The sequence below is a fragment of the Micromonospora sp. CNZ296 genome, from assembly GCF_007827635.1.
Genome location: NZ_VISW01000015.1, coordinates 1 through 24,270, shown reverse-complemented (window position 1 = coordinate 24,270; position 24,270 = coordinate 1). Strand labels below are relative to the sequence as shown.

The following is a 24,270-nucleotide window of genomic DNA, read 5'->3' as shown; positions in this document are numbered from 1 at the left end:
ACCATTGCGAAGTGACAAGGACAGCGGGCAGCATGGCAGACCGGTGAGAGGGCCGGAGTTCTGCTCCGCCGCGAGCCCTCCTGCCTGTTCTCCTGAAATACGTCACGGAGGTGACCGTGCAGTCTGAGGTGGTCCGCTACCAGGTCGATGACGAAACGGTTGCCTTGATCGAAGTCGAGCCGACGCCCGGTTTCCAGCCCGCCGGCTTCGGCGATGTCGCCGGCTGGGTACGCGAATCCGCGGCGCCGGCGGTCGCCGCCGCCCGGGAATTGCTGGAACAGGTCAAGACCGTTTCTCCCGACGCGGTGGAGGTGCGCTTCGGGATCAAGGCCACCGGCACGGCGAGCTGGGTGGTGGCGAAGGCGACCGGAGAGGCGAACTTCGAGGTCACGCTCGCCTGGCAGCCGGACGGCCCCACCGATCGCGGTGCCGGCCCACGGCGCTGACGGCCGGGTCGGCCCGTGACAGCGGCCCCGGACGAGAGCTCGTGGGCGGTTGCTCTGCACCGCGAGGCGGACCCGCACACGGCGCTCGGCACCGGCATCGTGATCGCCACCAACCTGGTGCTCACCTGCCACCACGTGGCGTTCGCCACCGACGGCACCCTCCGCCCTGATCTCATGGTCGCCTTTCCACGCGCACCCAAGGTCGCCTACTTCGATCGGCGCAAGGTCCGGCAGTGCCGGCACGACGGCATGCGGGAGGCGTACGTCGATCTGGTCGTGCTCGAACTCGTCGAGCCGGTGCCGGCCACCGTCACCCCGGCGCGGCTGCGCTGCCTCGCCCCCGAGCCGCTGCTCGACCGTCCCTTCTGGGCGTACGGCTTCCCGACGGGAGTGGTCGGTGGCCTCCAGGCGACCGGTTCCGTCGTCGAAACCGGCGGGTACGGCCACGTCACCATCGACAGCGGCGCCTCCGGGCCGCTCAGCAAGGGGTTCAGCGGGGGCGCCCTGTGGTCCCCGGAGTACGAGGCGGTGGTCGGCGTCGTCGTCACGGCCGACGGCAAGGGCAAGGGTCAGGCGGTGACCCTGCACCACGCCGACGAACAGGTGCCGGCGATGACGTTGGGCGCGTTGTCGGCCTGGCGGGTCGAGGACGCCGACGACGCCGCCCTCTCGGCCTGGGGGTGGACGTTGAGCACCGACGGTGAGGCCGGCCGGCACTGGCTGCCCCGAGCGCGGGGCGTCGCCGTGGACACCGAGGGTGGCGCGCGGTTCCGGGGTCGTACGGCCGCGCTCCGGCGGATCGTCGACTTCATCGACGGGGAGGCGCCCGCCACCCGGCCGCTGATCGTCACGGGCTCACCCGGGGTCGGTAAGTCCGCCGTCCTGGGCCGTGTCGTGACCACGGCCGACCAGCAGATCCGGGCCGGCCTGCCGGGCGGCGACAACGCCGTGCGGGCCACTGTCGGCTCGGTGTCCTGCGCCGTGCACGCCAAGGGCAAGACCGCGCTCGAGGTGGCGGTCGAGATCGCACGGGCCGCCGCCGTCGAACTGCCCGGTGCGCCGGCTGACCTGATGCCGGCGGTGCGGGACCGGCTGGCGCGTCGTCCGGCTCGTTTCGCGCTCGTCATCGACGCGCTGGACGAGACGGCCGCCCCCGGTCAGGCGCGGCAGGTCATCGACGACGTCCTGCTACCGCTGGCCCGGGAGTGCGGCCGGTACGGCGTCCGGGTGGTCGTCGGCACCCGGCGCGGCGACGACCGGGGTGACCTGATCTCCTGCTTCGGTGATCCGGTCGAGCTGGTGGATCTGGACACGCCCGAGTACTTCGCCGAGGCCGATCTGATGAACTACGCCCTGGCGACCCTGCGGCTGCTGGGCGCGGAACGGCCGGGCAATCCGTACACCGACCCGGCGGCGGCCGCCCCGCTGGCCCGCCGCATCGCCGGGCTGGCGAAGGGGAACTTCCTCGTGGCCGGTCTCGTCGCCCGGGCACACGCGCTGCGCGACATCGAGCCGGTCGACCCGGCCTCGGTGTCGTTCACCGCGACAGTGGCCCATGCGCTCGACTCCTACCTGGCCGGGCTGCCGGCTGCCGGCTCGGCCTCCGCCCGGCTCGCCCTCACGGCCCTGGCGTACGCCGAGACGCCGGGCCTGCCGCTGTCGCTCTGGCGGATCGCGGTGACCGCGCTCGGCGGTACGGTCACCGAGGACGAACTCCTCGCGTTCGCCCGTACGTCGGCGGCGAACTTCCTGGTCGAGACCGGCGGCGGTAGCCAGCCCGCGTACCGCCTGTTCCACCAGGCCCTCAACGACGCGTTGCTGGCCGGGGCATCGCGGCGGGACGATCAGCGACGGCTGGTCGCGGCCTGGACGGACCTGGCTGCTGAGGTGGGATGGGCCTCGGTGCCCGACTACCTGCGGCGCTCCCTGCCGCAGCACGCCTCCCGCGCCGGGCTCGTGGAACGGCTCCTCGCCGACGAGGACTACCTCCTGCACGCGCACCTGGAGCGGTTGCTCTCGGTCGTCGACATGGAGAGACCGTTGGAACCGTTGTCCCGATCACGGGTACGGCTGCTGCACCGCACGCCGCTCGCGGTCGCGGCGGCGCCGGCCGAACGCGCCGCCCTCTTCTCGGTGGTCGACCGACTCGACGGGCTGGGCAGCGGGATCGAGGCCGACCCCGCGCCGTACCGCGCGCGCTGGGCGCACACCCCGCCCCGGCAGGAGCGCAGTGTGCTGGACGGGCATTCGCAGGCCGTCTACGACGTGGCAGCCGTCGAGCTGGACGATCGGTGGTTGCTCGCCTCCGCCGGTGACGACGGCACGGTCCGGCTCTGGGATCCGTTGACCAACCAGGCCGTGGCGGTCTTCACCTGTCACGGCGACACGATCCGCGGGTTGTGCGCCGTCCGTACCGGCGCCGGCGAGACGCTGATCGCCACCGCCAGTCACGACGGGACCGTCGGCCTGTGGGATCCGCGAACCGGTCAGCGCCGGCACGAACTGCGCGGGCACGACGACTGGGTCCGCAACATCTGCGTCATCCCGTTGCCGGACGGCGACCTGCTCGCCTCGGCCGGCGACGATCGGACGGTCCGGATCTGGGATCCGGTGACCGGGACGCAGCGCTACGCGTTGACCGGCCACTCGGGCTGGGTGACCGCTGTGACGTACGTTCCGGCGGGCGGCCGGCACCTGCTCGCCTCCACCGGTTTCGACGGCGTGGTCCGGGTCTGGGAGCCGACATGTGACACGCGCCCGGCGCTGACTCTCACCGGACACGTCGGCTGGGTGACCACCCTCTACGCCGTCCGTGCGCCTGGCGGCACGTTGCTCGCCTCGGCCGGCTACGACGGTACGGTCCGGCTCTGGGATCCGCAGAGCGGCGAATGCGTCCACATCCTCGCCACCGGCGGGCCTGTCACGGATCTCTGCACGGTCGAGGTCGACGAGGGCTGTCTGCTCGTGTCGACAGGTGAGGACGGGCTCATCCGGATCTGGGACGTTTCGGCCTGGACCATTCGGCCGAGCCTGCGGGGACATGCGAGCTGGATCCGCGCGGTCTGCGAGCTGCGTACGGCGAAGGACCGGATGCTGGCGACGGCGGGTGACGACGGCACTGTGCGGCTGTGGGATCCGGCGGGCGGCCGACCGGACACGGTCGCCGAGCGGGACCGGCTCGGGCCCGTGCACAGCCTCTGCGCGGTCCCCGGCGAGCGGCCGGGTCTCGTCGCCTCCGGCGGCGCCGACGGGCGCGTGGGCGTCTGGGACGCCGCCACCGGCGAGCGGTTGCGGGAGATTCCGACACCCGGCGGGCCGGTCAACGCGATGTGCGCGGTCGCCGACGTCGAGGAGCCATTGCTCGTCACCGCGCAGGACGACAACACGGTCGGAACGTGGAGTGTGCGGCACGGCGCGCAGATGGGGTCGATGACCGAGCACCACGCCCCGGTGGCGGCGGTCTGCCCGATCGTCATCGGCGGTGAGACGCTTGTCGCGTCGGCCGGCGACGACCAGGCCATCCGGCTCTGGCACCCGCAGACCGGCACCGTGCGGGCGGTCCTGCTCGGGCACGTCACCCGTGCCTGGGTGACCGCCCTCGCGACGGTCCGGTGGCCCAGTGTGGAGGCGCTCGCCTCGGCCGACAAGAGCGGCACGGTGATGCTGTGGGGCGGTGGTGACACACCGGTCTGGACCCGGCAGGGACACCAGGACGCGGTCACCGCGCTCTGCGGGCTCGTCGTTGCGGGTCGCCGGATGCTGGCGTCGGCCAGCGCCGACCACACGATCCGGCTTTGGGACGCCGAGTGGGGCGAGCCTGTGGGCGTGTTCACCGGCCACACGGCTGCCGTCACCGGGCTGAGCCTGGTGTGCGTCGGCGGACGGGATCTGCTCGCCTCGACCAGCCGGGACCGGACGGTACGGATCTGGGATCCGTCCACCGGCCGGGTGTTGCATACCATCCCCGTCTACCACCCGGCGCTCACCTGCTGCACGGTCGGCGGCACGTTGCTCGTCGGCCTGGACCAGGGGTTGCTGGCGTTGGACGTCGGCGGCCGGAGCGACGTGCCACCCGAGGCCGCAGACCGTGCGGTCGCTCGGGTGGCGGTGCGCTGCTGATCAGGGACGCAGCACGTAGCGTCCGCGTACCCCGCCCTCGGCCACCGCCCGGTGCGCGTCCGCCACCCGGTCCAGCGGCAGGACCGCGTGCACCCGCGCCGGCAACTCGCCGGCTGCGGTGCGGGCGAGCAGGTCGGCCAGGCGTGCCCCGTCGGCGTGCACCTCGACCGCGCGCACCGTGACACCGCGCTCGGCGGGCGGGTGGGCGTTCGGCCGTACGCCGACGAACACGCCGCCGTCGCCTACCAGCGCGAGCCCCTGGTCCTGCCATCCGGCGGCGTCGGCGACCGCGTCCCAGCCCGGCTCGGCCGCCGTGATGAAGTCGGCCCCGAGTCCGCGGACGAACTTCTCGTCCCCGGCCCGCGCCAGGCCGGTCACCCGCCATCCCCGGTCCCGGGCGAGCGGCACGACGTAGCCGCCCACCGCGCCGGCCGCGCCGGTGACGAGCAGCCGGCCGTCGGCGGGAGGGTCGCCGAGCAGGTCGACGATCTGCGCCGCGGTCTGGCCGTTGAGCGGCACTGTCGCCGCCGCCACCAGATCCAGATCATCGGGTACGACGGCGACGTCGGCCGCGGCTACGACGAGCTGCTCGGCGTACGTGCCGAAGTCGCGGTCGAACCCGCCGACCAGCCCGGCGACCCGGGTGCCCACGGCGAGGTCGACGCCCGGCCCGGCCGCGGCGACGACACCGGCGAAGTCCCAGCCCAGGCCGGTGTGGTGCGGCTGGTGGATGAGCCCCAGCGAGTGGAAGAAGCCGCCGACGACCCCGAGGTCGGCCGGGTTGACCGGTGCCGCCGCGACGTCCACCCGGACCTCGCCGGGCCCCGGCTCGCGCTCCGGAACGTCGATGATCTCGATCGTGTCCGGTCCGCCCGGAGTGCGGACGACGGCGGCGCGGAAGGTACGCGTACCCATGATGGTGTCTCCTTGTTCTTGAGGAATGCCCTGCTCCACGATGGAGGGGTAACTTTCTTTCGGGAAGTACGCACTTCGGAGTGCGTTGGGTACCCCCGGGTAGGAGGAGGCGCGGACGATGCCGACGCAGACGGCGGCGGAGAAGCGGGCGCAGGCGCGTGAGGAGTACGACGCGTTCCTCGCCGGCTGCCCGAGCCGGCAACTCCTGGACCGGATCTCCGACAAGTGGGTGGCGCTGATCCTGGCGGCGCTCGGCCGCGACGGCCCGGACCGCAACGCGGAGCCGCAGGTCATGCGCTACTCCGAGCTGTCCCGGCGGCTGGCCGGGGTCAGCCAGAAGATGCTCACCCAGACGTTGCGGTCCCTGGAACGCGACGGCCTGGTCACCCGCACCGTGACGCCGAGCGTGCCGGTCACAGTCACCTACGAGCTGACCGACCTCGGTCAGTCGCTGCACCGGCTGATGTACGGCATGAAGCTGTGGGCCGAGGCGCACATGGACGAGGTGCACGCCAACCGCGAGCGGTACGACGCCGCCGATCGCTGAGCGGCCGGGCCGGGATTCTCCGAAACTTTCGGTCCGCGTCCCGGTTCTCGTTGCGCTTCGCTCTCATGGTCATGCATGGACTCCCGCGCTGATCAGCCGGTTGAGTCCATGTTCGCGTTGACATCGACATTGACCGATCGTGCCGTCGCGGATATCTTCCCAGGGAAGTTACCGGTACATCTTCGAAAAGTTTCAGGGCAGTGACGCGGGGAGTGAGCGCACCGCCGGCTCTCATCCGCGTCCAGCCGGGCATCGCCAGCGCATCATCGTCCGATATGCAGAGGAGTGTCATGAAACATCTACCGAGGCGCAGTCACCGCGTGGTGCTGGCCGCCGTCACCAGCGCGCTGGCACTGGCCGGTGCCGCGCTCGTGGTGCCCAGCCTGGCCCAGGCGGCGGCGAGCACGCTCGGCGCCGCCGCGGCACAGTCGGGCCGGTACTTCGGCACCGCCATCGCGGCGAGCCGGCTCGGCGACTCCACCTACAGCACCATCGCGGCCCGTGAGTTCAACATGATCACGGCCGAGAACGAGATGAAGCCGGACGCGCTCCAGCCCAACCAGGGCCAGTTCAACTTCTCCTCCGGCGACCAGATCTACAACTGGGCGACTCAGCGTGGCCTCCAGGTCCGCGGCCACACGCTGGCGTGGCACGCCCAGCAGCCGGCCTGGATGCAGCGCCTGAGCGGCAGCTCGCTGCGCACCGCCATGATCAACCACATCAACGGCGTGATGGCCCACTACCGGGGCAAGCTCGCCGCGTGGGACGTGGTGAACGAGGCGTTCAACGAGGACGGCAGCCGCCGCCAGTCGAACCTGCAGGGCACCGGCAACGACTGGATCGAGGTGGCGTTCCGTACCGCTCGGGCGGCGGATCCGTCGGTGAAGCTCTGCTACAACGACTACAACATCGAGAACTGGTCGTACGGCAAGACGCAGGGCGTCTACAACATGATCCGGGACTTCAAGTCCCGTGGTGTGCCGATCGACTGCGTCGGGTTGCAGACGCACTTCACCGGTGGCAGCTCGCTGCCGGGCAACTTCCAGACCACGCTGTCGAGTTTCGCCGCGCTCGGTGTCGACGTGGCGCTGACCGAGGTCGACGTCACCAACTCGTCGACCAGCCAGTACGCGGGTCTGACGCAGGCGTGTCTGAACGTGCCGCGCTGCATCGGCATCACGGTGTGGGGTGTGCGCGACAGCGACTCGTGGCGTTCCAACGAGAACCCGCTGCTGTTCGACGGCGGAGGCAACAAGAAGGCCGCGTACACCTCGGTCCTCAACGTCCTCAACTCCGCGTCGCCCAACCCCACGCCGACCGGGACCGCGTCGCCGACCGCCGGACCGACCCCGACCGCCGGGCCGACCACGCCGCCGCCGACCAACGGCGCGAGCCGGATCGTCGGCAACCAGTCCGGCCGGTGCATCGACGTACCCAACTCCTCGCAGAGCAACGGCACCCGGGTGCAGCTCTACGACTGCCACGGCCTGACCAACCAGCGGTGGACGTACACCTCCAGCCGGCAGCTGACCGTGTACGGCTCGATGTGCCTGGACGCCGCCGGTTCCGGCAACGGCTCGGCCGTCCAGATCTACAGCTGCAACGGGCAGACGAACCAGCAGTGGAACGTCAACTCCAACGGCACCATCACCGGAGTCCAGTCCGGCCGCTGCCTCGACGTCTGGGGCACCGGCAACGGCCAGCAGGTGCAGATCTACGACTGCAACGGCCAGGCCAACCAGCGGTTCCAGCTCGTCGCGACGAGCTGACCTCCTCGTACGGAAGGCGCGCGACGGGCGGGCCCGGTGTGGACGCGAACACCGGGCCCGCTCGTCGCGCCTCTGAGCATTAGGCTGGATCGGAGTGTGTGAGGCGGCCGCACGGGGGAGCGGAGACGGCAATGGTCATCGTGGTCTTCGACGCCGACCGGGAGTGGTACATCCAGGGGCGCGTCTACACGAACATCATCGAGTCGGTGCCGGCCGGGATGCTCCAGGACGACGACCTGGAGCTGCATATGTGGCCCGCCCGGGCGATGGGCCTGCTGAGGCTGCCGGGCATGGAACCGGATCGAGCCGAGCGAATCGCGGCAGCGCTCGTTGAGGGCGTGACCCGCCGCCTGCGGACCATCGACCAGAGCGACACCGAGATGGTCACGTTCCACGAAGGCCTGCGAGAGATCGCCGCCCGGCACGCCTGACTCGTGCCCGCCGGGTCAAGGGACAAGCAACTCCGAGCGGTATTCGGAGGCCAGCGCGGCGGCCCGGTTCCGGCGCTCGGCCTGTTCCTCGTCGGTGAGAGCCGGCGGCGGCGAGGTGGGACCGTCCACCCGGTCGCCCACGCGCAGGAAATACTCGTCCTGCCCGGCCGGTGTGCACATGCACAGCAGCCGCGCGGGCTGGTCGAACGAGTTACGGAAGAAGTGCGGCGCGTTCGCCGGAATGTTGATCGTCTCCCCGGCCCGCGCGACGGTCTACTCGCCCCGGAACGTGAACTCCACCGCCCCGTCGAGCACCGTGAACATCTCCTCGAAGTCGTGCCGGTGCGGAGGCGGTCCACCGCCGGGCGGAACGCCCATGTCGATCAGGCAGTACCGGCCGGCCGTCTGCTCGCCGGTGACCAGGATCGTGTAGGTGCCGCCCGCGATGGCGAGATGGGAGAGGGCGGGGTCGTCGGGACGGGCGTGGACGAGGGTACGGGTCGGATCGTCGGACGGGATCGCACCGCTGGCCATCGGTTCTCTCCTCGATCGTCGGTCTGCGGATCGATCCCCCTCATAGCCACCGAGAACACCGCTAAACCTTTTCATCGGCCTCTCTGGTCCAGCCCAGAAAACGCCGATGCAGCGCTCCGGCCGGCATCCAGTGCATGTCCTCGGTGGCTTGCACGAGGTAGGCGCCGAGGTAGAGGGCCAGCGACACCGGAGCGTCGGCGTACTCCGCGCGCAGCTCGCGCTTCCGCGTCGGGCACGGCCAGGGCAGGTTACAGCCGCCACAGCTCCAGACCGGCATGACCGGGCCGTGGGTGCTCACCGCACACCCTCCAGGAAACGAGCGGTGATCGTCCGTGCCTGTCGGCTGGTCGCCCATTCCACCTGCCAGCACGGGTACGGAGTCAGCCGCGACCACCAGGCCCGGCAGCCGGTGCACATGCCGTCGAGCCCTCGGAGATGCACGGCCAGGATCGTCTGCTCCTGGTCGTCCTTCACGGCGCGTCCTGTCCCGGCCAGTGGCCACGATTGATGGGGATTCGATGCCGGGCACGACACGGCAGGTCGGCTCCGCAGCGGCAGACTCGTAGCCATCTGCGCCAGGACCAGACCGGCCGGTGCCTCCGGCCGAAAGTGAGGGCCGTCGCGATCAGGTACTCCTCGTACGAGACGTGCTGCCTGGCCGGAGGCATCCGGCCGATCCCGCCGAGGCCCATTCGGCTCACCGCTGCTTCGTCGGCACGTCCGGCGCCGGCCCTCGGTCGCCCTGGGATCGTCGTAGCTGTGCTGCGTGGTCGAGTAGCCGCTGCCGAGCGGCCGCGTACTCGGCGTCCTGGTGCTGCTGCCCTCTCCGGGACCGTGGTAAGGGCTCGTGCTTCCGGGCCAGCCATCGGAAGAACTGGTCCAGGTAGCCACGCATCGTCACGAGCCTGCCCGCTCAGAGCCGGAGACGGCGTCCAACTCGGGCAGGCCATTCGGGTCATCGGCATCGAAATCCATGCCGGATACGGTTCCGCCGACTGAGCTGCGGCGACCATGTCGAGAGGTCATGTCACGGTGACATGAGCCGGCTCGACCTGCCGGTACGCCGACCGTAGGCTCCGGACTCAGCACCTTGGGTAGTCGCCCGACGACGCTGGGAGCCGTTGTGCTGGTGGGGAATCTCCGGATACCTGACGACCTCTGGTCGCGAGAGGACGTGCACACCGCGTTGGCGGGCCGTGACATAGGCGCACTGTTCCGGCTGCTCGCCCGGCACACGGGTGCGAGCCAAACCCGCATCGGTGCGGCTGTCGGCCTTGAGCAGGGCTACGTCAGCCGCATCATCGCCGGTCGGCGGGTGACCTCGATCGACGTGTTGGAACGGATCGCCACCGGTTGTGGCATGCCCGACGACGCCCGGATGACGCTGGGCCTCGCGCCCCGCCAGCGGTCATATCGCCCGGCCATGGCGGAACACTTCCGCGGTCGGCACAGTGACGTGCCGGCCAACCGGTCCTGGCGCGAGGACGTCCGGGCCGCCGCGCAGCTATGGGAAGGCGATGTGAACCGTCGAGACATGCTTCGCCAGACAGTGTTCAGCTCCACGGCATACACCCTGCCCGCCCTACGCTGGTTCACCGCCACCACGGCGCAGCCCGTCGAGCAGGAGGGGCGCCGAGCAGTCGGTCAACCCGACATCGACACCATCCGCCAGATGACCGCCACCTACCGGCGACTCGACAACCAGTACGGCGGCGGGCACGCACGCGACAACGTCACCCGCTTCCTGCACCACGAGGTCACACCCCTGATGGTCGAGGGCCGGTACGACCCGGCGACCGGACGCAAACTGCTCACCGCCGTTGCCGAACTGGCCCAACTCGCCGGTTGGCAGGCGTACGACATGGCCGAACACGGCCTCGCGCAGCGCTACCTCACTCAGGCCCTCGACCTGGCCAGAACGGCCGGCGACGCCGGGCTGGGCGCCGAGATCCTCGCCGCGATGAGCCACCAGGCCACCTACCTCGGGCACGCCGCCACGGGCATCGACCTCGCCCGCGCCGCCCGGCAAACGGCACAGCGCGCCGGTCTCACCGTCCTGACTGCCGAAGCGCTGGTCATGGAAGCCCACGCTCACGCTGTCGCCCTCCACGAACGTGACTGCGCCGCCGCGCTTCACCAAGCAGAGCAAGCCCTGGACCGCGCGGACCGCAGCAGCGACCCGCAATGGCTCGGCTACTTCGACGAGGCGTACCTGTCAGCCAAGTTCGGCCACTGCTTTCATGCGCTCGGTCAACACCGTCGAGCCGAGCGCTTCGCCGCTCGCTCGCTGAAGATGGACGAGCGCTACGTACGCGGCAAAGCGTTCAACCTCGCCCTGCTGGCCAGCGTCCATGCTCGCCACGGCGAGCCGGAACGTGCCAGCGCCATCGGGACGGAAGCCCTCACCCTGACCGCGCAGCTACGGTCGGCCCGTGCCGTTCGCTACGTGCGTGATCTGCAAACCGGTCTGACACCCCACCGTCGCGAGCCAGCAGTACGGCAGTTCATCACCCGGGTCGACGCGGCGCTCGGCCAACGGCGCTGACTACAGCTCACCCCGAGCCTTACGCGCCACCAACTCCAATACTGCGATCACCGTGCCGGCGCCAACGATCTCACCCTCGGAGACGAGTCGCCGCGCCTCCTCCAGCGGCATCCAGGCCACCCGCTCGGTCTCGTTGACGTCCACCGGGGCGCCGATGTGCTCCGCCTCCCGGGCGAGGAACAGTAGGTTCTCCGCGTCCGCGGTCGCCACCCAAGGCTGAAACGACAGCAACGGCTCTACTGCCTCGGGACGCCACCCGGTCTCCTCCTCGACCTCCCGGACCGCGCACTTCGCCGGATCCTCGCCCTCATCGACGTAGCCGCCCGGCAGCTCCCACACCCACCGGTCGAACACGAACCGGTGCCGCCGCATCAGCAGCAGCCGCTCCTGGCCGTCGAGCACGGCAACCATGGCCGACCGGGGCGCCCGGATCACGTACTGCTCGAAGCGGACCCCGTCCGGCAACTCCACATCTGCGATGCTCAACCGGGAGCGCCGGCTGCCGTCCACGACCCGCTCACCATGAATCGTCCACCGTGTCGACCTGCCAGCCACTTCGTCCGTCACTCGGCCAGTATCCGACCGGCGGTGCCGGAGCGCTGTCGAGCGGTGCCCCGACGACTCGACTCAGTCCCGACCGCCCGTTCATCCGCGCCGGAGGTACGAACCCTGCTTATCAGGCTGACAGGGGCGGCCAGGATTGCGGCCACGCTTCCAGACGCATGACTATTCGCAGGAGGCTTGCCTCAAACGCGGCCTCATCAAGATCGCCTTCTCGGCGGCGGGACCACAAGTCGCTCAGGTCATCCTCGATGGCGCCAAGTTCGACGAGTCGATCGGCGCAGGCGAGGCTTCTCTGACGCGCCTCGGCTGGGCTGCCGGTGCTAATGGTCATCTTGTCTGCGACCACTGTCAGTGTGCAGCGCGCCTCTGCCGTGATGCCACGGCCAGCAGTCTCGACTGCCCGCAGGGTTCCTTCGGGCCCTTGAACGATCTCGACGAACAGGCCGAGCAACCGTGAATTGCGCACGAGCGGTTCGTCCGGCATCGCCGACCTCCATCTGTTCGGTCCGCTGCCGCTTAGGAGAGCACCCCCGACACGGAGGTCGGGCTGGCGGTTGGTTCACTGCTGCACTTCGCTGCTGCATCTCGCCGCTGCACCGGCCCGGAGCACAACAAAAGCGGCCCCGTAAAGAGCCGCCGAGCTGGAACGAAGTGGGCCGCCAGGGACTCGAACCCTGAACCTATGGATTGCCGGCGAACTGGCTGGGTCGGGCGCGGTGCGAGGTTATCGGGCCTGCTGGCGCGCTTCTCGGCTTGGTTCGGCTGGCACGGTTGCTGTACTTCGCTGCTGTACTGCTGGCATCAGATAAGCCGCTGGATGCGGACCCTCGGGCGCTCGTTCCTGAGGTGGCCTTGCTTGTGCTGGCGGACCTGCTCCTCCCAGACCTCCTGGTCGTAGTCCAGGTCTGGCGGGGTCCACCTGTGGGAGCCGTCGCTGTAGTGGAACTTCTCGTCCCCGGGCCGAAGGATGCTCATCGGGTCCAGCCGAGGAATCGGTGGTGCAGGTGGCCGGCGGGGACGTGGGCCAGGTCCTGGGCGGCGTCGACGAGCTGGGCGGCCAGGTAGAGAGCCATCGACACCGGGGCGCGGTCGTACTCGGCTCGCAGCTCGCGTCGCCGCGTCTGGCAGGGCCAGTCGGCACCGCAGCCGCCGCAGCTCCAAGCCGGTGTGACCGGGAGGTGAGTCGTCATCTCCGCATCTCCTTCGCCGCCGCCTGGTTCGTTGGTCGGGCGTCTTGCCGGTCGTCCTCAGAAGGCCAGTGGCCTCGATTGATCGGGATCCGATGCGTCGTACGACAGGGCAGCTCGCTTCCGCAACGGCAGACCCTCCGCCATCGCTCCCATGACCAGACCGGCCGGTGCCGCCTGGCCATAGTGAGCGCGACGGCGATCAGGTACTCCTCGTACGAGACGCGAGGCATCGGGCCTCCCTCGGCTCTCGACCAAGGTCGCGGGTGTTCCCGCAGACCGGCTCAGCGCAATGCCGCAGCTCGCATCACCGTAACGACGTAGGACTGTAGATACAATAAGATGTAGAGCTGTTGGACACGTAGCGTCACTTTCGTGATCGACCCGAGTGCGGATCGCGCCGTGTTCCGGCAGCTCGCAGACCTCCTGCGAGACCGGATCACCTCTGGCGACCTGGCGCCCGGGGCTTCACTTCCCAGCGAGCTGCGGTTGGCTCAGGAGTACGGGCTGAGCCGCACCAGCGTCCGACAAGCGGTAGCACTGCTCCGGTCGGAAGGGCTCGTAATCGTGGAACCGCCGCGCGGCACGTTCGTTCGCGCCGTCGAACCAACCGAGACGGTAACGCTCCTCAAGGGCGACACCGCCACTGCTCGGATGCCTACCCCTGTCGAGCGGCGCGAGCTGGAGATGGGCGAGGGCATCCCGGTCATCGTGATCTTCCGTGCCGACGGTTCCCGCGAGCTGTACGCCGCCGATCGCATCCGCGTCGGCCGGTAGCAGCGGCTGATAACCCCTCGCTTGTAAGTTCTGGGCGCGCCGTCCGGGGGCGTCCAGCCACGTCGCCCACCTCGGACAACCGTCCGGCCAGGGGTGCTGCTGGCTGACGGCGTCCTGGCTTGTTGCTGTCGACAGCCTTGCCACGCCGATCTTGCCGCACCGGCTGCGTCAGTCGGTACGGTCCGGCGTGGCGGACGAATCTATGTCCCCGGTCGATGGCACGATCACCGCTCGCAAGCACCCCTCCACCCCTCCGCACGATCGGCTGAACCGTTGGACATCTGGGCACCAGTTCAGAGCGCTACGGCTGTCGCTGCCGCTCTTATCGCGGCCGTCGCGGCCTGGCAGTCGAGGAAGACTGCCGTCAGAATGGCCGCCATCGAGAGCGAGCGCCGCAAGAGTGAGCTCTCCCCTCGGCTGCGTGTGACGTGCGAGCCCCTGAACCCGGGTTCTGAAGACACCGTGCGCCTGCGTGTGGCGTTGATTGGCCCGCCAGGGCTCGACCGCCTAGATCGACTTACCGTAACCGTCAGGAATGACCACCACCGCCGAGGTGAGGGTGAGCTCCAGCAGTACATGGACGGCCCGACCCAGGAAGAGGTCAAGCAGCACGTCTGGGGGCCTTACCGCTTCACGCCTCACACTGGGCCGGACGATGCGCGGGCTGATGGCATGGGGCGTCAGGTCGTGTACGACCAGAGTCTCCCGGTCGGCGAGGAGCTGCCGTACCAACTGGAGCACACCCACCCTGGCCGCTGGATGAGGAGTTACACGCAGGCGTCCTGGCTACTCGAACGGGGTTCGGCTATCCGTCTGGCATTCACTGCCGAGCACAAGGATCATGGGAGTTGGTACCTACCCTGTGAGATCGAAACGGGGACCATGCCAACGACAGTCCAGGTGCCTCAGCACTGACGCTCGTCACCAGTCCGCCACCGACCGGCCGGCGATGCCACGATCTCCGGCGTACAGGTCGACTCGTCCGTCGCCCACCAGCTCAGACGCCCACATCTGGTGTCTGAGCTGGTGTTTCTTTGGGTAGTGCTGGTCGTCGTTTGTCATCCCTGGTTGGCGTTTGACGGCCCGGCGACGGCCCAGACGGCCCAGGGACGGCCCGACCCAGATGACTTGCCGGTGGAGCCGCGCTACCTCCTTCAGTGACGCTCGTCTGTATGGACTGGCCCGGGTACCATCGCGGGCGAGGGGAGGGGTCAACTGTGGCGAAGCACCGTGGGTCGGCGAGGTCAGTCTTCGAGGGCGTTCAACGACTGGGCGACTTCTCCGGATCTCTTTACCGTGCCCGTCGTCCGCGTGGCCCCATTCGTGCGACCCCCGCGAGTCACGACCGAGACTCAATCCGTGGGGACTTCCGCGCTCTCCGACGCGACATCCTTGAGGGCATTCGCCTCGTCATAGGCGAGCGGTGGTTGAAGACAACAGCCCGCGAGACCTCTGGCTCCTATCTGCGGGAGTTCCTGGACAAGGGTGGCAACTACGAGCTTGCGATGCGGTGGACAGACCGTGAAGGGCGGGTTTGGTACACCGGCATCGATCCTGAGACGGCCGAGACGGCGACTCCAACCTTCGACGAAATGGAGTCAACCTACACGAGGATTCAAGAGGAGTATCGCTCCATCACCGTCCGCGAAGCGGTTGACGGACGGATTAGTGGAGTGCGGTCCGCTCCTGCAGATGCCAGTAATCCCCAACCTCGCGACTCGTCAGACGGAGATCATCGATGACGGAAGACGCCGCCGGCTCTGGCGTCGGCGAGATTCAGCGCGTCGTTCCCGCACCTCGCAGCGACCCCGATCCTCCCCATGAGGTTGAGCTGGTCGACCTCCGAGTGAGCCGGGAGCAACTTGAGCAGTGGTCTTCACCGTTCGTTCCATCCCATGAGTTGCAGCGCCTCGACGCTGTTGTCGAGAATGGGGCCGAGCGCGCTTTCAGATATGCGGAAAGGGAGCAGGAGCACCGACTCGGCATGGACGAGCGCCAAGCATGGCGCTTAGAGCGTGCCGATAGGCGCGAGTATGTTCTTGCATGGGCGGGGATGGGGTTTGCATTCCTGCTCGCCTCGATGGCTATTGCTGCTGGCGTTTTTCTCGGTTATAAGGGGCAGCCAATTGCTGGAACGATTCTCGGCGGTGGCGGCCTCGTCTTGATCGTTGCGGCGTTCCTTCGCAGGCCTAAGCAGGAGCCATGAGCTGCCCGGAGCAGAGCCTGGCGACGAAGCAGAGCTGAGAAATCTGGGATCCGTGGCGACTAACTGGGCGGAAGTGGCAAGAATTCTTGCGCCGATCGGCGCATCGATGGTTGCGGTCGCGGGCGTGTGGATAGGCGGTAGCATAACTCGCCGCTCAACGGAGGCGCAGTAGCCGCAACCCCGCGACCGCCGCCAGCTCGCCGACGCGGCCGGCGCGCTCTCCCCCACGTCGCGCGGGCTCGTGGCCGCGCGGCCCTGGCCGACTGCCGGCACACCACCACCCGTCAACGGTCTGCCGTTCTGCGGCGGCCCACCGGGCTTCCCGCTCTCCGCGCCAGCCGCCGGGCGTCAGGCGTGACGGCCGCAGAGCGACAGCGGAGCGGCCAGCGCGCGCCCAGGGGGCGGCGCGTGCGGCCCGTCAAGGGCCGCCTTGATAGACGTACAGAAAGTCCTCCCACACCGGCCGGCAGCCGGCCTTCCCGCCCCGGCGCAAGAGGTCACGACGGGTTGACGTGTCGGTACCCGGTGCTATTCTGGCGCTCGTCGAGCACGCCAGCGCGGCCTTCCTGCCGGATCGCTGGACTCGACTTCTGAGATGCCGAGCGGCCGTCCTGTCGCTGATGCGGGCCATGTCCCGTCGGCTCTCGATCGAACCGGCCGCTATGGCGGCTCTCCGAATCCGCTGATCGGCCCAGCACGGCCTTTGCCTGCCGTCCACGATGGCCCGGATTCGCACACCTCCGCGGGTGGGGCAGCCTGCGGCAAACCCGCCGGATGCCGATATCAGGCTCCCCACCCGTGCCGGCCCTCATCACCGAGTTCACGAGCGTGAAAGGACATGACCGATCGGCGGGAAGTGGCACGACCACGATTCCGCCCTCCGGCGTCAGCCGCCCTCTCGGCGGTGCCAGGAGACACGACGAACACCACCAGCGGACCTACGTCCACGGCTGGTGGTGCTTTGTCTCCCGTCCCTGCCACCCCCCGCAAGAGGAGACAGCCATTCTCACCGCCTACCGCCCCGGCCTCGCCGCCGGTCGTGACGCCCAGGCCCTGCACCGCGCCGCATCGCCGGAGTTCTCCGGCTGGCTGGAGCACACCCGCCCCGCCGGCGGCTGTGCTCGCCCGATCCGCCTCACAGGCACCATCGCCGCCGTCGACCGGAACACCGGCCGAATCCTGAGCGAGCAGCACACCGACGAGTTGCCCGACCGGACGCTGTACAAGGCGTGCGGCAACCGCCGCGAATCGGCGTGCGCGGACTGCGCCTGGGTCTACCAGGGCGACGCCTACCAAGTCGTCTGTCGCGGCCTGACCGGCGGCAAGGGCGTCCCCGCCTCGGTCGCCGACACCCGGTCGTCTTCGTCACCTTCACCGCCCCGTCCTTCGGCCCGGTCCACCACCGCCACGTCCCAAACCACACCTGCCGCACCCGGCATCGCTGCGACTGCCGACCCGCCCCCTGCCGCGCCCGCAGCAACGCCGGAACCTGCCCGCACGGACAGCTCACGTCGTGCTTCGCCCGCCACGACGCCGACGATCCGCGGCTCGGCCAGCCGTTGTGCCTCGACTGCTACGACCACGCCCACCAGGTCGTCTGGAACTACTTCTCCGGCGAGCTGTGGCGGCGCACCAAGCAAGCCGCTGAACGCCACGTCGCCGCAACGTGCCGTCGACGCGGTATCCCGAAGGCCGGCGTCGTCACCGCCTCCGGCAAGGTCCGCTGGGTGCCGCCCGTGCGGGTGTCCCACGGCAAGGTCGCCGAGATGCAACGCCGCGCAGCGGTGCACTTCCACGTCCTGCTGCGCCTGGACGGCGTCGACCCCGACGACCCGGACGCCCTCGTGCCGCCACCGGCCGGCATCACCATTGACGACCTGGAAGACGCGATCCACGCCGCCGCCCGGCAGGTCACCGTCACCACACCCTCGCACCCGACCAGCCGCAGGGCTGGCTGATCGCCTGGGGCGAGCAGGTCGACGTCAAACGCATCAACAGCAGCGACGGCGAGCTGACCGATGCCAAGGTCGCCGCCTACCTCGCCAAGTACGCCACCAAGGCCACCGAAGCCACCGGCCACTCCTCCACCCGACTCACCCCCTCCACGGTTGACGACTACGCCGACCCCGGAGGCGACCACGTCGCACGCCTCATCGACGCCTGCTGGCACCTCGGCCGCCCCACCCACACCGGCACAACCGGCGGCGCCGCAACCGCCGACGACCGTCAAGGCATCCTTGACGCCAAACCCAACGTCTACGCCGGGCTGCGCCGCTGGGCGCACATGCTCGGCTTCGGCGGCCACTTCCTCACCAAAGCCCGCCGCTACTCCGTCACCTTCGGCCAACTCCGCGCCACCCGCACCACCTACCGCCGCGAAGAGGACGACGAACCGGCCGACACGATCAGCGTCGGCACCCTCACCTACCTCGGCTCCGGCTGGCTCACCGAAGGTGACGCCCTGCTCGCCAACACCGCCGCCCGCCAGCGGCGCGAGAGCAGACGCATCGGCCGAGAAGAACTCGCCCACGAAGCCTGGCTCACCGGAGCCGCCGCATGACCCACGACCTCCGCCCCCGCTGGTACTCGCCCGCCGAGGTCGCCGTGCTGCCCGGCTTCGGCATCTCCAAGGTCAAAATGAAGATCGCCACCGGCGAACTGCGCTCCATCAAGGACGGCAAATACCGCCGGATCCTCCCCGAATGGGTCGACGACTACATCCGCGACCAGGTCGAACGCCAGGAGGCCGCCTGATGCCTGGACGCGCAAGGGCCAACGGCGAAGGCTCGATCTTCCCCTACCGGAACGGGTTTGCCGCGTACGTCTGGGTCGAGAAGCCCGACGGCAAGCGGGGCCGGAAGTGGGTCTACGGCAAGACCCGCGAGGAGGTCCACGACAAGTGGATCAAGCTCCACGGGCAGGCCAAGGCCGGCCCGGTGGCGACCCGCTCCCGACGGTGGGGGAGTACGCCGGCTACTGGCTGCGCGAAGTCGTCAAGCCGAACCTCGCCCCCGGCAGCTACGTCACCTACGAGGTGGTGGTCCGGCTCTACCTCGTGCCGGGGCTGGGCCGGAAGCGCCTCGACAAACTCCGCGTCAGCGATGTGCAGACCTGGATTAACGAGGTCGGGCGGACCTGCCAGTGCTGCACCCAGGGCAAGGACGAGCGGCGCAAGCCGGCCCAGCGTCGCTGCTGCGCCCTCGGCCGCTGCTGCCAGGATCTGCCCTCGGCAACCAGCGTCACGCACCTGCGGACCGTGCTCCGGACGCTGCTGTCCCAGGCGATCACCGAAGGGCTGATCTCCCGCAATGTCGCATCCCTGGTGAAGCTGCCGCCGGTACGGAAGCGTAAGCGGAAGGCGTGGACGAGCGACGAGGCACGGCGGTTCCTGGAGTCGGCCCGTGCCGACGATGACCCGCTCTACGCCGCGTACGTCCTGGTCCTGGTGCTCGGTCTGCGCAAGGGCGAGATGTTGGGGCTCACCTGGGCTGACGTCGACATCGACACGGGGGAGTTGACCATCGATCGGCAGCTCCAGCGGGTCGGTGCCGAGCTGCTGCACCGGGAGACGAAGACGGCTGCCTCGGACGCCACCCTGCCGCTGCCGGACATCTGCACTGTGGCGCTCGACCGCCGCCGCACCGCGCAGACTGCCGCCCGGGACGCCGCCGGTCCGGCCTGGCAGCCCTCAGACCTGATCTTCACCACCCGCTACGGGCGGCCAGTCGAGCCGCGCAACTTCAACCGCTTCTGGGACCGGCGCTGTGACGCGGCCGGAGTCCGGCGGATCACCGTCAGGGATGCCCGGCGGACCTGCGCCTCGCTCCTGGCGGACCTGGACGTGCACCCCCGGGTGGCGATGCAGATCCTCCGGCACGCGCAGTTCGCCATCACGATGGAGATCTACACGGTGGTGTCCTCGGCGGCCACCCGCGACGCCCTCAAGCGGCTCGGCAGCGCACTGGACCGGTGAGGCGCTACTGCTGTACTTCGCTGCTGTACGAGGCGTGCTGACAAAGACAGCGACCCCGCAAAGGGCCGCTGAGCTGGAGCGGAGTGGGCCGCCAGGGACTCGAACCCTGAACCTATGGATTAAAAGTCCACAGCTCTGCCATTGAGCTAGCGGCCCGCACGGCACAGGTTACCCGAACCCGATCAGCCCGGCGTGCGTCGCGCACCGACCCTCCCGACCACGCTCCGGCACGCCACGACGCCGCTACGGGGTCCTCCGCTGCGTCTGCGGACCGCTACGCTTCGGCAATGTCGAGCTGGCGGCGACACGGCCCCAAGGCAGAAGCCGCAGTGGTGCCTGCCGTCGCCCTGGTGGCCCTGCTCGGCCTGATCATGCAGTCGGACGGCATCGACACCACCGCCGAACTCGTCGCGCTGCTCGTCGTCCTGGCCTCGTCCGCAGCGCTCTACCTGCGCCGGCGACACCCGGTGGCCGTGGGGCTGGTGGCGCTGGCTGCTGTCGCCGCGTACGGGGCTCTGCTGCACCGGCCCGGGCCGATCATGCTGGTGTTCGTCGTGGCGCTGTACACGGTCGTCGACGAGGGGTACCTCGCTGTCGCGGTGGGGCTCGGCCTGGCCTCTGTCGTCTCGTTCGCCGTCGCCGACAGCTACACCCGGACCGGCGTCAGCGGGAACGGCGCGACGCTGCTGCACGCCGGGTGGCTGGTCGCGGTCATCGTCGGCGTCACCCGTAACCGGCGGGCCTATCTCGCCGAGGTGCAGGCCCGGGTGCTCGCCGCGGAGCAGCGCAAGGAGGAGGAGGCTCGCCACCGGGCCACCGAGGAGCGGCTGCGGATCGCCCGCGAGCTGCACGACCTGCTCGGCCATCACCTGTCGCTGATCAGTGTGCAGGCGAGCGCCGCGTTGCACCGGCCCGATCCGGAGCGGTCGGCGGAGGCACTCACCGTGATCAAGCAGACGAGCCGGGAGACGCTGCGCGAGCTGCGGGCTGCGCTGGGCGTGCTCCGGCAGGAGGGTACGACGCCGAACCGGCCCGCGCCCGGTCTCGACCGCCTCGACGAGCTGGTCACGGCGGCCGGGCGGCGCGGGCTGACTGTGCGTACCGAGGTGACGGAGACCGGGCCGCTGCCGCCGGAGGTGGATCTGTCCGCGTACCGGATCGTCCAGGAGGCGCTCACCAACGTGAGCCGTCACGCGGGCGCGACCACGGCGGTGGTCCGGGTCGTGCCGGACGGCGACGAGGTGCTGGTGGAGGTGGCGGACGACGGCGCCGGTCCCGCCGGCCCGCCCGGGAACGGGATCCTCGGCATGGGCGAGCGGGCCCGGGCGCTGGGCGGCTCGCTCACCACCGGGCCAGGCCCGGACGGCGGCTTCCTGGTGCGGGCCCGCCTACCGCTGCGGCCCGTCCCGCTGCCGGTCCCGGCGCCACGCACGGCACAGGGGGAGACGACATGATCCGGTTGCTGCTGGCCGACGACCAGACTCTGGTACGCGCGGGCTTCCGCTCCATCCTCGACGGCGAGGACGGCATCGAGGTGGTCGGCGAGGCCGCCGACGGCACCACTGCGGTACGGCTGACGCGGGAACTACGGCCGGACGTCGTCCTCATGGACATCCGGATGCCGCTGCTGGACGGGCTGGCCGCCACCCGGGAGATCGTCGCCGGCACCGACGCCCGCGTGATCATCCTGACCACGTTCGACCTGGACGACTACGTCTACGGCGCGTTGCGGGCCGGCGCGAGCGGCTTCCTGGTCAAGGACACCGAGCCGGCGGAGCTGATCCACGGCGTACGGGTGGTGGCGCGGGGTGACGCGTTGATCGCCCCGGCCGTCACGCGCCGGCTGATCGCCGAGTTCGCCGCCCGGACCCGGCACCCCGACCCGGGCCCCCGGCTGAACGCGCTCACCGAGCGGGAGCGGGAGGTGCTCGCCCTGGTCGCCGCCGGCCTGTCGAACGACGAGATCGCGGCCCGGCTGGTGCTGAGCCCGGCCACCGCGAAGACGCACGTCAGCCGGATCATGACCAAGACGCGGGTACGGGACCGGGCCCAGCTGGTGGTGCTCGCATACGAGTCGGGGCTCACCGTCCCCGGCTGGCTCACCGCCTCCTGAGCGAGCCGCCGGGACGGAACGAGCGACTCGGGCGGAACGAGCGGCCGGGACAAAGAGGGCGGCCGGTCAGGCGGTGCGACGGGAACGGGCCAGCGCCAGCCCGCCCAGCACCGCCCCGATCAGCCCCAACGCCACACCGGCGACCGCACCGGCACGCCCCTGACCGCTGCCGAGTCCTTCGGTGGTCAGCGCCAGATGCCACGCGCTGAGGACCAGGCTGACCAGTCCGGCCGCAGCAGCCACCAGGGCCTGAACCCGCCCCTCGCCCGGCCCCCGGCGAGAGCGGCTGAGTGCCAGCCCGCCGACGACCACGCTGGCCAGGCCCACCAGGGCGATGACAGTGGCGCCGGCCCGCCCGGAGCCGCCGATGCCCCCGGCGGCGAGCGAGGTGTGCGCGGCCGGGGCGAACTCTCCGACGACAGTGGTGGCGAGCAGGTGACGGATGGACATTCTGGGACTCCCTCGGGTCGCGGCAAGTGGTGACGGCGGCAGCGTATGGACGGGCATCGCCGCCGGTCGTCGCCCCGGAGTCGTCGATCGGGCTACCACCACGGGAGTACGCGCTGCGCCCGCGTACCCCAGGGGTTGTCGCCGCCAGGCGTGAACGGCGGCGGCCGGGGAACCTGGGCGACCATGCGAGTCACGAGCACCGCCGCCGTGGCGGCGTCCCGCGAGGTGCCGGGCGACGACGGCGTACGCCGCCCCGGCGGTGAGGTGCACGCCTGGCTGCCGGGCCGGAACCAGACGCTGTGCGGGCTGCCGCTGAGCCGGACCCGGCTGCGCCGCTTCCCGCACGTGCCGTTCGACTACTCCGGCACCGACGTGCTCACCGAGGCCGACCCGGAGGGCTGGCTCTGCCCGCGCTGCCTGGCCGCCACCGCCGGTCGCCGCGACCGCGAGAGGGGCTGGGTGCGGACGAACCCCCGTCCGTGAGCGGTTGCTGCCCGGTTCAGCGGGTACCGCACCCGTCATGCGCATCGTGATCGTGGGGGCGACCGGCAACGTGGGGACGGCAGTGCTGCGCCGGCTGCGGCGGGAGGCGGGCACCGAACTGGTCGGCGTGGCCCGCCGGTTGCCTGGACCGGACGCCGGTGAACCGTACGACGACGTGGAGTGGCACTCCTGCGACATCGGCGCACCCGGTGCCGCCGACCAACTCGTGCGGATCTTCGCCGGGGCGCGGGCGGTCGTGCACCTGGCCTGGCAGATCCAGCCCAGCCACGACCGCCGCACGCTCTACCGGACCAACGTCGGCGGCAGCCGCGCGGTGATCGAGGCCGCCGTCCGGGTCGGCGTTCCGGCCCTGGTGTACGCCTCATCTGTCGGCACCTACGCGCCCGGCCCGAAGAACCAGCCGGTCAGCGAGAACTGGCCGGCGACCGGTGTGGAGACGTCGTCGTACAGCCGGGACAAGGCGGAGGTCGAGGCACTACTCGACGGCGTACAGCGGGAGCACCCGAAGCTGCGCGTGGTACGGCTGCGGCCGGGACTGATCTTCCAGCGGGAGGCCGGTACGGAGATCAGCCGGTACTTCCTCGGCCCGCTGGTGCCGGTGCGCCTGCTGCGGTACGGCCGGATTCCGCTGGTGCCGTCGAACCGGCGACTCCGGATGCAGGCGGTGCACGCCGACGACGTCGCGGACGCGTACGCCCGGGCGGTCGTGGGTGATGCGAGCGGCGCCTTCAACGTGGCGGCCGACCCGGTGCTGACGCCGGAACTGGTGGCCCGGCACTTCCACGGCTGGACGTTGCCGGTGGCGACGCCGGTGCTGCGTGCCGCGGCGGCGCTGACCTGGCGGGCGCGGCTGCAACCCGTCGACACCGGGTGGGTCGACCTGGCGCTGAACGTGCCGCTGATGTCCAGCCACCGCGCCGAGACCGAACTCGGGTGGAGCCCGAGCATCGACACGGTGACCGCGCTGAAGGAGCTGTTCGCCGGCATGGCCACTCGTGCCGGGACCGGCTCCCCGCCGCTGTCCCCGGATCCGGCGCTTCCGGGGCGGCCCGCAGCCCTGACCAGAGGCCAACTCCCGGGCCACCCCAACCCCTACTGACAGTGATGATGTGGGAGCGGGTCACCCGGCCGGTCTGACTCACCCTCTGACTGACCTTGGGTGTCTTCTAGGGGATTCGTCGGCTTGTCCG

The 24,270-nt window shown here is 70.2% G+C and carries 23 protein-coding genes, 1 tRNA gene and 3 pseudogenes; 16 read left to right on the top strand and 11 right to left on the bottom strand.

Annotated features, from left to right (window positions below):
- Positions 1-116: 116 nt before the first annotated feature.
- Together FB455_RS23485 and FB455_RS23480 are read left to right on the top strand one after the other, a co-directional pair.
- Positions 117-446: a CU044_2847 family protein gene (locus tag FB455_RS23485; protein WP_013283485.1), complete on the top strand. Its 330-nt coding sequence runs from the start codon at positions 117-119 to the stop codon at positions 444-446.
- A gap of 15 nt (positions 447-461) precedes the next feature.
- Positions 462-4,565: a trypsin-like serine protease gene (locus tag FB455_RS23480; RefSeq protein WP_145754978.1), complete on the top strand. Its 4,104-nt coding sequence runs from the start codon at positions 462-464 to the stop codon at positions 4,563-4,565.
- On the opposite strand, the gene FB455_RS23475 is transcribed toward FB455_RS23480, so the two are convergent.
- Positions 4,566-5,480, bottom strand: coding sequence for an NADP-dependent oxidoreductase (locus FB455_RS23475; RefSeq protein ID WP_145754977.1), 915 nt, complete (start codon positions 5,478-5,480; stop codon positions 4,566-4,568).
- Positions 5,481-5,598: 118 nt separating this feature from the next.
- On the opposite strand from FB455_RS23475, the gene FB455_RS23470 reads away from it, so the two are divergent.
- From FB455_RS23470 to FB455_RS23460, 3 genes are all read left to right on the top strand, one after another.
- Positions 5,599-6,027, top strand: coding sequence for a winged helix-turn-helix transcriptional regulator (locus tag FB455_RS23470; RefSeq protein ID WP_013283488.1), 429 nt, complete (start codon positions 5,599-5,601; stop codon positions 6,025-6,027).
- Positions 6,028-6,317: 290 nt separating this feature from the next.
- A complete protein-coding gene (locus FB455_RS23465) occupies positions 6,318-7,796 on the top strand; it encodes an endo-1,4-beta-xylanase (protein ID WP_145754976.1) in 1,479 nt (492 codons plus the stop codon).
- Between the two features lie 131 nt (positions 7,797-7,927).
- Positions 7,928-8,227 (top strand): hypothetical protein, encoded by a 300-nt coding sequence (locus FB455_RS23460; RefSeq protein WP_186466432.1) that lies wholly within the window; start codon positions 7,928-7,930, stop codon positions 8,225-8,227.
- A 15-nt stretch (positions 8,228-8,242) separates the two neighbouring features.
- Here FB455_RS23460 and FB455_RS34885 read toward each other — a convergent pair whose 3' ends face one another.
- The 4 genes and pseudogenes from FB455_RS34885 to FB455_RS23445 all read right to left on the bottom strand — a co-directional run.
- Positions 8,243-8,407: a hypothetical protein gene (locus FB455_RS34885; protein ID WP_486481567.1), complete on the bottom strand. Its 165-nt coding sequence runs from the start codon at positions 8,405-8,407 to the stop codon at positions 8,243-8,245.
- 93 nt (positions 8,408-8,500) lie between these two features.
- Positions 8,501-8,761, bottom strand: a complete 261-nt coding sequence (locus tag FB455_RS34880; protein ID WP_486481566.1) for a cupin domain-containing protein — start codon at positions 8,759-8,761, stop codon at positions 8,501-8,503.
- A gap of 61 nt (positions 8,762-8,822) precedes the next feature.
- A complete protein-coding gene (locus FB455_RS23450; RefSeq protein ID WP_145754975.1) occupies positions 8,823-9,059 on the bottom strand; it encodes a hypothetical protein in 237 nt (78 codons plus the stop codon).
- Positions 9,056-9,367, bottom strand: a pseudogene (locus tag FB455_RS23445) (hypothetical protein); the annotation flags it as partial. The pseudogene FB455_RS23445 and the gene FB455_RS23450, both read right to left, overlap by 4 nt.
- Before the next feature lie 517 nt (positions 9,368-9,884).
- Between FB455_RS23445 and FB455_RS23435 the strand changes: the two are divergent.
- Positions 9,885-11,306, top strand: coding sequence for a helix-turn-helix domain-containing protein (locus tag FB455_RS23435; RefSeq protein WP_145754974.1), 1,422 nt, complete (start codon positions 9,885-9,887; stop codon positions 11,304-11,306).
- On the opposite strand, the gene FB455_RS23430 is transcribed toward FB455_RS23435, so the two are convergent.
- From FB455_RS23430 to FB455_RS23420, 4 genes are all read right to left on the bottom strand, one after another.
- Entirely contained in the window at positions 11,307-11,873 is a 567-nt protein-coding gene (locus FB455_RS23430; protein WP_145754973.1) for an NUDIX hydrolase, read from the bottom strand.
- A gap of 109 nt (positions 11,874-11,982) precedes the next feature.
- Positions 11,983-12,354, bottom strand: a complete 372-nt coding sequence (locus FB455_RS23425) for a hypothetical protein (RefSeq protein WP_145754972.1) — start codon at positions 12,352-12,354, stop codon at positions 11,983-11,985.
- A gap of 317 nt (positions 12,355-12,671) precedes the next feature.
- Entirely contained in the window at positions 12,672-12,845 is a 174-nt protein-coding gene (locus FB455_RS34375) for a hypothetical protein (RefSeq protein WP_186466431.1), read from the bottom strand.
- The gene (locus tag FB455_RS23420) at positions 12,842-13,060 is read right to left on the bottom strand and encodes a flavin reductase (RefSeq protein WP_069088171.1); all 219 of its coding nucleotides are present in this window, start codon (positions 13,058-13,060) and stop codon (positions 12,842-12,844) included. Before FB455_RS23420 ends, FB455_RS34375 begins: the two co-directional genes overlap by 4 nt.
- Before the next feature lie 372 nt (positions 13,061-13,432).
- Here FB455_RS23420 and FB455_RS23410 point away from each other — a divergent pair, with 372 nt between their 5' ends.
- The 6 genes and pseudogenes from FB455_RS23410 (at position 13,433) to FB455_RS23390 (ending at position 20,013) form a co-directional block, all read left to right on the top strand.
- Positions 13,433-13,834 carry a GntR family transcriptional regulator gene (locus FB455_RS23410; protein ID WP_069088172.1) on the top strand — a complete coding sequence of 134 codons (402 nt, stop codon included), beginning with the start codon at positions 13,433-13,435 and terminating at the stop codon, positions 13,832-13,834.
- 1,738 nt (positions 13,835-15,572) lie between these two features.
- Positions 15,573-16,040 (top strand): DUF2335 domain-containing protein, encoded by a 468-nt coding sequence (locus FB455_RS23405; protein ID WP_145754970.1) that lies wholly within the window; start codon positions 15,573-15,575, stop codon positions 16,038-16,040.
- 774 nt (positions 16,041-16,814) lie between these two features.
- Positions 16,815-17,998: pseudogene (locus FB455_RS34875) on the top strand (replication initiator).
- Positions 17,995-18,600, top strand: coding sequence for a replication initiator (locus tag FB455_RS34870; RefSeq protein WP_486481568.1), 606 nt, complete (start codon positions 17,995-17,997; stop codon positions 18,598-18,600). Before FB455_RS34875 ends, FB455_RS34870 begins: the two are co-directional and overlap by 4 nt.
- Positions 18,597-18,794 (top strand): MerR family transcriptional regulator, encoded by a 198-nt coding sequence (locus FB455_RS23395; RefSeq protein WP_145754969.1) that lies wholly within the window; start codon positions 18,597-18,599, stop codon positions 18,792-18,794. Before FB455_RS34870 ends, FB455_RS23395 begins: the two co-directional genes overlap by 4 nt.
- Positions 18,794-20,013 (top strand): annotated as a pseudogene (locus tag FB455_RS23390) (tyrosine-type recombinase/integrase). The gene FB455_RS23395 and the pseudogene FB455_RS23390 overlap by 1 nt, the downstream one beginning before the upstream one ends.
- Before the next feature lie 84 nt (positions 20,014-20,097).
- Here the strand turns inward: FB455_RS23390 and FB455_RS23385 are convergent.
- Positions 20,098-20,169 (bottom strand) — tRNA-Lys (locus FB455_RS23385).
- Between the two features lie 131 nt (positions 20,170-20,300).
- On the opposite strand from FB455_RS23385, the gene FB455_RS23380 reads away from it, so the two are divergent.
- Both FB455_RS23380 and FB455_RS23375 read left to right on the top strand, forming a co-directional pair.
- On the top strand, positions 20,301-21,467 hold the full coding sequence (locus FB455_RS23380) for a sensor histidine kinase (protein WP_145754968.1): 1,167 nt from the start codon (positions 20,301-20,303) through the stop codon (positions 21,465-21,467).
- The gene (locus tag FB455_RS23375) at positions 21,464-22,126 is read left to right on the top strand and encodes a response regulator (RefSeq protein WP_013283505.1); all 663 of its coding nucleotides are present in this window, start codon (positions 21,464-21,466) and stop codon (positions 22,124-22,126) included. Before FB455_RS23380 ends, FB455_RS23375 begins: the two co-directional genes overlap by 4 nt.
- A 66-nt stretch (positions 22,127-22,192) precedes the next feature.
- Here FB455_RS23375 and FB455_RS23370 read toward each other — a convergent pair whose 3' ends face one another.
- Complete coding sequence (locus FB455_RS23370) at positions 22,193-22,576, bottom strand: DUF6223 family protein (RefSeq protein WP_013473492.1); 384 nt, start codon at positions 22,574-22,576, stop codon at positions 22,193-22,195.
- A gap of 183 nt (positions 22,577-22,759) precedes the next feature.
- On the opposite strand from FB455_RS23370, the gene FB455_RS23365 reads away from it, so the two are divergent.
- Together FB455_RS23365 and FB455_RS23360 are read left to right on the top strand one after the other, a co-directional pair.
- On the top strand, positions 22,760-23,059 hold the full coding sequence (locus FB455_RS23365) for a hypothetical protein (RefSeq protein ID WP_030273491.1): 300 nt from the start codon (positions 22,760-22,762) through the stop codon (positions 23,057-23,059).
- Positions 23,060-23,096: 37 nt separating this feature from the next.
- Positions 23,097-24,179 carry an NAD-dependent epimerase/dehydratase family protein gene (locus FB455_RS23360; protein ID WP_013473494.1) on the top strand — a complete coding sequence of 361 codons (1,083 nt, stop codon included), beginning with the start codon at positions 23,097-23,099 and terminating at the stop codon, positions 24,177-24,179.
- The last annotated feature ends 91 nt before the right edge of the window (positions 24,180-24,270 follow it).